This is a genomic window from Lentzea sp. NPDC060358, assembly GCF_042725365.1.
Classification (GTDB): Bacteria; Actinomycetota; Actinomycetes; order Mycobacteriales; family Pseudonocardiaceae; genus Lentzea.
Window position 1 is genome coordinate 1 of the sequence record NZ_JBHXCW010000283.1, and the last position, 9,085, is coordinate 9,085.

The 9,085-nt window shown below is 73.0% G+C and carries 8 protein-coding genes; 6 read left to right on the plus strand and 2 right to left on the minus strand.

Going from position 1 to position 9,085, the window contains the following annotated elements:
• Together ACFWGZ_RS36175 and ACFWGZ_RS36180 are read left to right on the plus strand one after the other, a co-directional pair.
• A partial coding sequence (locus ACFWGZ_RS36175) for a hypothetical protein (protein ID WP_382456095.1) occupies positions 1–262 on the plus strand: 262 nt, incomplete at its 5' end.
• Positions 263–377: 115 nt separating this feature from the next.
• Positions 378–2,642 (plus strand): AAA domain-containing protein, encoded by a 2,265-nt coding sequence (locus ACFWGZ_RS36180; protein ID WP_382456096.1) that lies wholly within the window; start codon positions 378–380, stop codon positions 2,640–2,642.
• Between the two features lie 476 nt (positions 2,643–3,118).
• Here the strand turns inward: ACFWGZ_RS36180 and ACFWGZ_RS36185 are convergent, their stop codons facing one another.
• Positions 3,119–4,609, minus strand: coding sequence for an alpha/beta hydrolase (locus tag ACFWGZ_RS36185; protein ID WP_382456097.1), 1,491 nt, complete (start codon positions 4,607–4,609; stop codon positions 3,119–3,121).
• 77 nt (positions 4,610–4,686) lie between these two features.
• Positions 4,687–4,824 (minus strand): hypothetical protein, encoded by a 138-nt coding sequence (locus ACFWGZ_RS36190; RefSeq protein WP_382456098.1) that lies wholly within the window; start codon positions 4,822–4,824, stop codon positions 4,687–4,689.
• Between the two features lie 269 nt (positions 4,825–5,093).
• Here ACFWGZ_RS36190 and ACFWGZ_RS36195 point away from each other — a divergent pair, with 269 nt between their 5' ends.
• From ACFWGZ_RS36195 to ACFWGZ_RS36210, 4 genes are all read left to right on the plus strand, one after another.
• Positions 5,094–6,077 (plus strand): ribose-phosphate diphosphokinase, encoded by a 984-nt coding sequence (locus ACFWGZ_RS36195; RefSeq protein WP_382456099.1) that lies wholly within the window; start codon positions 5,094–5,096, stop codon positions 6,075–6,077.
• Positions 6,078–6,116: 39 nt separating this feature from the next.
• Positions 6,117–6,881 carry a DUF427 domain-containing protein gene (locus ACFWGZ_RS36200; protein ID WP_382456100.1) on the plus strand — a complete coding sequence of 255 codons (765 nt, stop codon included), beginning with the start codon at positions 6,117–6,119 and terminating at the stop codon, positions 6,879–6,881.
• A gap of 62 nt (positions 6,882–6,943) precedes the next feature.
• Entirely contained in the window at positions 6,944–7,570 is a 627-nt protein-coding gene (locus tag ACFWGZ_RS36205) for a TetR/AcrR family transcriptional regulator (protein WP_382456101.1), read from the plus strand.
• Positions 7,567–9,085, plus strand: a 1,519-nt coding sequence (locus ACFWGZ_RS36210; protein WP_382456102.1) for an MDR family MFS transporter, incomplete at its 3' end; no start/stop codon positions are given. The genes ACFWGZ_RS36205 and ACFWGZ_RS36210, both read left to right, overlap by 4 nt.

Here is a 9,085-nt window from a genome sequence, read left to right on the forward strand (position 1 = left end):
GTCGTGGCGCGTGCTCGCCCAGCCGCAGGACGGCGACCCCGCCGGGTGGACCGTTCCGCGGAGCCTGCGGGACGAGGTGGCGCGCCTCGCGGCGTTCGACGCGCTGCACCAGGACGACCGGCTGCTGCGGCTGGGCTGGGCGTTCCTGGCCGGCCCCGCCCAGGTCGGCGGGCAGCGGCGGCGGGTGTGCCTGCCGCTCGTCTCCCGGCCCGTGCGGCTGCGCAAGGGCGCCGGGGCGGGCCACCCTCCACGCGGCCGGTGACGCGGCACTGTTCCCGCTGGTCGAGGACTGGGCTGCGGTCGCGGCGCAGGAGGCCGCGCTCGCCCCCACCGCGGAGTGGGTCGCCGAGACGCTGCGGCTCGCGGGCTTCGCGGACGTGCCGGTCGTACAGGGCGACCCGAAGGACCTGATCTCCGGCCGCGAGCTCGTCGTGGTGCTCGGCGCCGGGGTGCACGCCGGGGAACCCGTCGTGACGACCGAACAGGGCTCGGCGCTGTACGAGTGGGCGGCGAAGGCAGGCGTCGACGACACCGCGTTCGCCGCGCTGTACGGGGCCGGCGGTGAACCGGTGGCCCGGGACGAGCCGGGCGGGTCGGCGTTGCCGCTGAGCCACGGCCAGCGGCTCGCGGTCGAGCACGCCCGCCGCGCGCGGATCACCGTCGTGGGCGGCCCTCCCGGTTCCGGCAAGACGCACACTCTCGCCGCGCTGGCGCTGGACGCGGTGGCGGCGGGCCGGTCCGTGCTGCTCGCGAGCCGCACCCGCAACGCCGCCGAGGTGCTCGGCGCGGCCCTGCGGCAGGCGGGCGGCCCGACGCCCGTGCTGTTCGGCGACTCGGAGCTGCGGCAGGAGCGGGCACGGGAGCTGAGCGACGGCCTCGGCACCCCCTCCCGGTCGCGGCTGACCGAACTGGAGCAGGCGCGGGACTCGGCACTGGCAGGGGTGGCGCGGATCGAACGCGCGGTGGCCCAGGCCCTGCACGACGAAGAGCTCGCGGCCACCGCGCGCAAACACGAGGCACTGATGGCCGCACACCGTGCCGTGGCACCGAAAGCGTTCGACGCCGGTGTGGATTTCACGGCGGTGAAAGCACTTCTCGAACCGCGCACGGGATTCCTCGGCGGACTGCGCACGGGCCGGGCGCTGCGCAAGGCCCGCAGGACCGTCGGCGCGGGCGAGGTCTCCCTTCCCGACCTGGCGGCGGCGATCGAGGCCGCGGAGCAGACGGCCGCGGCGGTGCGGATCGGTGCCGCGGGCGGGACGGCGTTCCGCGACCTGCGGCCACTGCTGGCCGACGCGGACACCACGAGCCGGGAGGCCGTGGCCGCGTGGCTCGCGCAGTACGCGGGCAGCCACCGCGGACCGGGTGCGCGCCGGGCGGTCGCGGCGCTCGCCACGGCACTGCGGTCGGGCCGGGCGGCCCGGCGGCGCGCGCTCGCGGACATCGACAGCCGGGACCTGCTGACGGCGCTGCCGCTGTGGGTCGGGACCCTGTCGGAGGTGCAGGACATCCTGCCGCCGGAGCCCGGCGCGTTCGACCTGGTGGTGATCGACGAGGCGAGCCACGTGGACCAGCCGCTCGCCGCGCCCGCGTTGCTGCGCGGGAGGTCCGCGGTGATCGGCGGCGACCCGCGGCAGCTGCGGCACGTGTCGTTCGTGAGCGACCAGGCCGTGCGGGCCGCGGTCGACGCCGAGGGCACCCAGGACCTGCGCGACCGGCTGGACGTGCCGAAGGTGAGCCTGTTCGACGCCGCCGCCGTGGCGGGCGTGCACTGGCTCGACGAGCACCACCGCTGCGCACCGCACCTGATCGGCTTCGCCGCGTCCCGCTTCTACGACGGCCGGATGGCGCTGCTCACCACCCACCCCGCCATCGCGGACGTCGACTGCATCGACGTCGAACTCGCCGGCGGCACCCGCGACACCCAGGGCGTGAACCGGACCGAAGTGGACGCCGTGCTCGCCCACGTCCGCAAACGGGTCGCGGCGGGCGTGCGGTCGATCGGCGTCGTGTCCCCGTTCCGCGCCCAGGCCGACGCCCTCGAAGCGGCGCTCCTGCGAGACCTGACCCTCGACGAGATCACCGCGGGCGGCGTCCGCGTCGGCACGGTGCACGGCGTGCAGGGCGGCGAGTTCGACGAGGTGGTGATCAGCCTGGCCGCCGACGCGAAGCCGGGCGCGTGGCGGTTCGTGAACGACCGCGGCCTCCTGGCGGTCCTGACCACCCGCGCCCGCCGCCGGGTGCACGTGGTGACGTCGGTGCCCGAGCCGCCCGGCCTGATCGGCGAGTACCTGCGGCACGCCTCGACCGCGCCCACCGAGACCGAGGGCGCGGCACCGCCCGACGAGTGGACCGGCGCGCTGGCCCGCGAACTGCGCGCCGCCGGGCTGGTAGTGCGGACCGGGTACCCGGTGGGGCGGTGGCGGGTGGACCTCGTGGTGGGGGAGAACGACGAGGCAGTGGCCTTGGAGACCCGCCCGCACCCGGACGGCGCACAGGCGCACCTGGCCCGCTGGCGCGCGCTCGGGCACGCGGGGTGGCGGGTGCACGACGCGTTCGCCAGCCGGTTCTCCGGGGACGCGGCTCGGGCGGCGGTGGAGGTCGTGCAGGAGCTGGGGACGGGGGAGCGGCTCGGCGGGTGAGGCCGGGATGGCTGGTGGTGAGTGTCGGATGGCGGGCATCCGGCGGTGAGTGTCGGGCCGTGTGAGGTGCCAGTGCCAAGTGGCGGCTGCCCTGCGCTGGGTGTCGGGCGGCGCGTGTCGGACGGCGGGTGCCAGGTGCCAGGTGCCAGGTGGTGCGCGGCTGCGCGCGCCCCGCTGCACTCGCTCCCGCTCTACACCCGCCGCGCTCGCTGCCCGCTGCACCCGCTGCCGCACGGCCGCTTCCGCGCGCCGCTGCTGCACGGCTGCGTTCGCGCGCTGCTGCCGCGCGCCGCTGCTGCCGCGCGTCGCTGCTGCTGCACGGCTGCTTTCGCGCTCGCTGCCCGCCGCACCCGCCGCCGCTTTCGCGCGCCGCTGCTGCTGCCGCAAGGCCGCTGCCGCGCGCCGCCGTACGACACCCACGCGATGCCGGACCGCCAAACCGCCCAGCCCCGCCGCCGACGCCCACCCAGCCGGAACTACCTCCGATGGGCCGGCTTGAACAGCGGCTCCGCGGACACCACCCCCGGCAGGAACGGGTTCGGGTTCGCCGGGCACACCGTGCCCGCCGGCGGCAGGGTGCCGTTCAGCAGGTAGGCGTTGGTGTGGTCGGTGGCGCACCGGCTCACGCCGTACGCCGTGTGTCCCCAGCCCGCGTAGGTGAGCAGGCTGCTGCCCGCGAGCTGGCGGTGCACGGCCTGGGCGCCGCGGAAGTCCGTGACGCCGTCGAAGTAGTTGCCCACCACGAGCACCGGGGCGCTGGTGCGCGTGCGCCACGGGCCGGTGTAGCGGTCGGGGTTGGTCGGCCAGTCCGCGCAGGCGGCGTTGCCCCACCACCAGGCGGGGCCGAACTCCGAGCCGGCCTCGGCGTAGCGGGCGGTCGCCTGGTAGGCGCCCAGCGTGCGCGGGAACTCGATGTCCGCGCACACGTTGCCGTTGTAGGCGTCGAAACCGTTGGGGTAGTTGGGTTCCGCGCGTGCGGTCAGGGCGGCGGCGGCGTCGGAGAGCTGGTCGAACAGGTCGGCCGCGGCGGGCCAGTCGCTCGGCGAGTACATCGCGCCGAGGGCGGTGTTGATCACCGCGTCGTAGGTGTAGGTGTCGTCGCCGAGCTGGATCGGCTTGGCGCGCACCGACTTCAGCAGCGCGGTCCAGCGCTTCTCCGACTGCGGGCCGAAGACGCACGCCGCCTCGTCGCAGGTGCGCAGGAACTCGCGGAACTCCTCCTTCGTCGCGATGCGGTCGGACTCGATCTGACGGCCGCTCGACCACAGCTCGGGGTTCAGCACGCCGTCGACGACCAGGGCGCGGATGCTGCCGGGGAACAGGTTCGCGTAGGTGGCGCCGAGGTAGGAGCCGTAGGAGAAGCCGAGGTAGCTGAGCTTGCGGTCGCCGACGGCGCGGCGCAGCAGGTCGAGGTCGCGGGCGACGTCCGCGGTGCTCATGTGGCGGGCGATCTTCTGGTCGTCGCGGCACTCGGGGCCGAGTGAGCGGTAGCGCTCGAAGAACGGCCTCTCCTGCGCCGTCCGGTACGGGAAGCCGGGCACGCCCTCGAAGAACTCGCCGAGTTCGGCCTCGCTCGCGAAGCAGCGCAGGGGGTCGGACCTGCCGATGCCGCGCGGGTCGAAGCCGACGATGTCGAAACGGCCCTGCAGGTTCGCCGACAGCGTCTCGCCCGCGCCGAGCGCGAAGTCGACGCCGGAACCGCCGGGCCCGCCGGGGTTGAGGAACAACGACCCGATGCGGCGCGCCTTGTCCGTCGCGGGCTTGCGGGCCAGCGCCACCGTGGTCGTGGCGCCCCGCGGGTCGTCGTAGTCCAGCGGCACCGGCACCGACGCGCACTCGAAGCCGGGGTGCTCTGCTCCGCAGGCGGCCCAGTCGATCCGGGGCACCGCGGGAGAGCCGGACGCCTGCACGGCGGGCGTGCCGGTGATCATGAGCGCGGCCGCCGCGGCCAGCACGGTGAGACGCATGGGCGGGTCCCCTCCTCGTCGGCAGAGGGGCCCTTCCTACCGGCTCGCGCGGGGGCCGGTCGACCGCCGAAAGACGGTCAGTCCGGCAGCGGGTGTTTCTGGCGGACTCCCAAACTGTCGGCGAGCTGGTCGTGGATGGGCGTGCCCATCACGGCCGGGCCCGCGGAGGGCGGGGTCTGCGGTGCGGGTCCTGGTGTGTCCTGGTTGTCCGGCATGCGAGGAGCGTAGGGATGTTGGCCGACGGCCAAAGGGCGTCTATCGCCAATTCACACGGGACATACCCCAAGGTGTGAACTCGGTTGGCTCGACCTATACCGAGCGTGCCGGGAATCCGCGGGTGTGGCCCACGTGTGAGTGTGCCCGATCGAGTTAATCCACTGTGCTCGGCGACGGGGAATCCCACCGGACGGACGTGCGGTTTGCGTGATCTCGCGGCGGTGCTGAACGATCGGGCGGGACGGCAGCCGACGCGGGGAGCGTGACGATGGTCAGCGGGAAACCCGGCGTCGCCAAGCGCCAGCTCATCCTCCTCACCGGCCGGGCGCACCCGGAGCTCGCCGAGTCGGTCGCGAAGCACCTCGGGGTCGCGATCACCCCGCAGGCCGCCTACGACTTCGCCAGCGGCGAGATCTTCGTGCGGTTCGAGGAGTCGGTGCGCGGCGCGGACGCGTTCGTCGTGCAGAGCCACTGCGCTCCCGTCAACGATTGGCTGATGGAGCAGCTGCTGATGGTCGACGCGCTGAAACGCGCCTCCGCCAAGCGCATCACCGCGGTCATGCCGTCCTATCCGTACGCGCGCCAGGACCGCAAGTACGCCGGCCGCGAACCGGTGTCGGCGCGGCTGGTCGCGGACATGTTCAAGACCGCCGGCGCCGAGCGGATCGTGACCGTCGACCTGCACACCGCGCAGGCGCAGGGCTTCTTCGACGGCCCGGTCGACCACCTGCACGCCATGTGGCTGCTCACCGACCACGTCCGCGCCCGCTACCAGGGCGAGGACCTCGCGGTCGTCTCGCCGGACGCGGGCCGCACCCGGCTCGCGGAGAAGTGGGCCGACCTGCTCGGCGGCTGCCCGATCGCGTTCATCCACAAGACCCGCGACCCGTTGCGGCCCCACGAGGTCGTGGCCAACCGCGTCGTCGGCGACGTGCAGGGCCGCACGTGCATCGTGGTCGACGACATGATCGACACGGCGATGACGAGCACGTCCGCGGCCAAGCAGCTGCTGGAGCAGGGCGCGAAGGACGTGGTGCTGGTGGCCACGCACGGAGTGCTGTCCGGTGACGCCCACGAGCGGCTCGTCGCGAGCAAGGCCCGCGAGGTGGTCCTCACGGACACGCTGCCGATCCCGCACGAGCGCCGGTTCCCCGGCCTGACGGTGCTGAGCATCGCCCCGCTGCTCGCGCGGGCGATCCAGGAGGTCTTCGAGGACGGCTCGGTGACGAGCCTGTTCGACGGCAACGCCTGACGGGGAAGCAGGACGCGGCGTCGCGCGTTGCCCTGGAGCATGGGCGACGAGCAGTGTGACCGGGTGCGGGTCGAGCACTCGGCGAAGCGGGTCCGTGCGTTCTCCGGTGGCGAACTGGTCGTGGACACGACCTCGCCGCGCCTGGTCTGGGAGGTCCCCCACTACCCGGCCTACTACGTGCCGCTGTCGTCGGTCCGCGCCGAGCTGAGGCCGACGGGGCGGACGCGGCACTCGCCGAGCCGGGGGGACGGGGTCGTCCACGACGTCGTCACCGCCGGCGGGACGGCGCGGGAGGCCGCGCTCACCTACCCGGACTCGCCGGTCGGGGAGCTGCGCGGCCTGGTCCGGTTCGAGTTCGCCGCCATGGACGAGTGGCTGGAGGAGGACGAGCCGATCTACGTCCACCCGCGCGACCCGTACAAGCGGGTCGACGTCCTGGCCAGCTCGCGGCACGTGCGGGTCGCACTCGACGGCGTGACGCTGGCGGCGTCCGCGCAGCCGCGGATCCTGTTCGAGACCGGCCTTCCACCGCGGTACCACCTGCCGTTGAGCGACATCCGGTTCGATCTGCTGCGGCCGTCGGACACCCGGACGCAGTGCCCCTACAAGGGCACCGCCGCGTACTGGTCGGTCGAGGTGAACGGCACCCGGTACGACGACCTGGTGTGGATCTACCGGTCGCCGCTGCCGGAGAGCGCGAAAATCGCCGGGACGGCCTGCTTCCTCAGTGAGAGGGTCGATCTCTTCGTGGACGGCGAGCTGCAGGAGCGGCCGGAAACTCCCTGGTCGCGGTCCCTGCCGTAGGCGACATACTTCACACTCTGCAAAGTTGCAGAGACTGCAAAAATCTCCTGTAGGCTGTTCCCGTGAACCAGCCGGGGGAGAGCCTGCGCGAGAGCAAGAAGCGCCGCACGCGTGCGGCGCTGGAGCGGGCGACCGTGCGCCTGTCCGCCGAGCGCGGCTACGACCACGTGACCGTGGAGGAGATCGCGGCCGAGGCGGACGTCTCGATGCGCACGTTCTTCAACTACTTCGCGAGCAAGGACGAGGCGCTGATCGGCGCCGACCCCGAGATGGGGCCGCGGGTGGCGGGGCGCGTCCTCGCCGCACCGGACGGGGTCACGCCGTTCGCTGCCTACCAGCAGGCGGTGCTCGCCGAGATCACCGACGAGCTCGACAGCGCCCGCGACCTGTGGCTGCTGCGCAAGGAAGTGCTGACGCAGCGCCCGGACCTGCTGCTCAGGGCGTTCGCGAGCAGCGCGGAGTCCGAGCAGCAGCTCGCGGCCGCGGTGGCCGCGCGGGCGGGGCTGCCCGAGTCGCACACCTACCCGCGGCTGCTGGTCGCCGCCGGCAGCGCCGCGTTCCGCTGCGCCGTCACGAGGTGGGCGCTCGACGACAGCCTCGCGCTGGGCGACCTGGTCCGCGAGGCGCTCGAGATGTTCGGCACCGGGCTGGCTCACGTGCCGCACCACGACGAAGGGGGAACCTCATGAGCACCGAAGCAGAAGTGGCACCAACACACAGCAGACGCGAAGTCGTGCAGGCCCTGTGGGGTCTCATGCTCGGCATGTTCGTCGCGATCCTGGCGGGCACGGTCGTGTCGAACGCGCTGCCGCGGATCGTCGCCGAGCTCAAGGGCTCGCAGTCGATCTTCGCCTGGATCGTCACGGTCGAGCTGCTCGCGATGACGGCCACCGTGCCGCTGTGGGGCAAGCTCGCCGACCTCTACAGCCGCAAGCTGCTGATCCAGGCGTCGCTGAGCCTGTTCGTCGTGGGCTCGCTCATCGCGGGCTTCTCGCAGAACATCGAGATGCTGATCGTCAGCCGCGTCGTGCAGGGCCTGGGCGCCGGCGGCGTCACGGCGCTCGCGACGATCGTGATGGCCGCGATGATCCCGCCGCGCGAGCTGGGCAAGTACTCCGGCATGTTCGGCGCCGTGTTCGGCGTCGGCACCGTCGCGGGCCCGCTGATCGGCGGCCTGCTCGTCGACACGTCGTGGCTGGGCTGGCGCTGGTGCTTCTTCATCGGCGTCCCGTTCACCATCGCCGCGATCTTCCTGCTCCAGCGCACCCTGCACCTGCCGGTCGTGCGCAAGCAGGAGACGAAGATCGACTACCTGGGCGCGTTCCTCATCGTGTCCGGTGTCTCGACGCTGCTGATCTGGTCGTCGCTCGCGGGCCAGAAGTTCGAGTGGGCGTCGGCCTGGACCGCGGGACTGGTGACGCTCGGCGTGCTGCTGCTCGCCGCGGCCGTCCGCGTCGAGGCCACCGCGCACGACCCGATCGTGCCGCTGTCGATCTTCCGCAACCGCACGGTGTCGCTCGCGACCGTCGCCAGCGCCCTGGTCGGCGTCGCGATGTTCGGCGGCACGGTGTTCCTCTCGCAGTACTTCCAGCTCGCGCTCGGCAAGACGCCCACGCAGGCCGGCCTGATGGGCCTGCCGCTGATCTTCGGCCTGCTGATCTCCTCGACCGTGGCCGGTCAGCTGATCACGAAGTTCGGCAAGTGGAAGGCCTACCTGGTCTCCGGCGGTGTCGTCATGGTCGCCGGCCTGCTGCTGCTGTCCACGATCACCGCGCAGACCACGGTGTTCATGGTGTCGGTGCACATGTTCGTGCTCGGCGTCGGCGTGGGCCTGCTGATGCAGAACCTGGTGCTGGCGGCGCAGAACGACGTGCCGGCCAAGGACCTCGGCGCCACCACGTCGACGCTGACGTTCTTCCGCTCCCTGGGCGGCGCGGTCGGCGTCTCGGCGCTGGGCGCGGTGCTCGCGAGCAAGGTCTCCTCGCTCGCCGCGGAGAAGTTCGGGCCGATGGGCGGCACGGCGGGCGGCGACCAGGTGCCCGACATCTCGGTGCTGCCGCCGGAGATCAAGGCCGTGATCGCCGACATCTACGCGACGGCGACCGCGGAGATCTTCCTGATCGGCGCGCCGTTCGCGGTGCTCGCGCTGCTGGCGGTGCTGTTCATCAAGGAGAAGCCGCTCAAGGAGATGAGCCGTGACGACC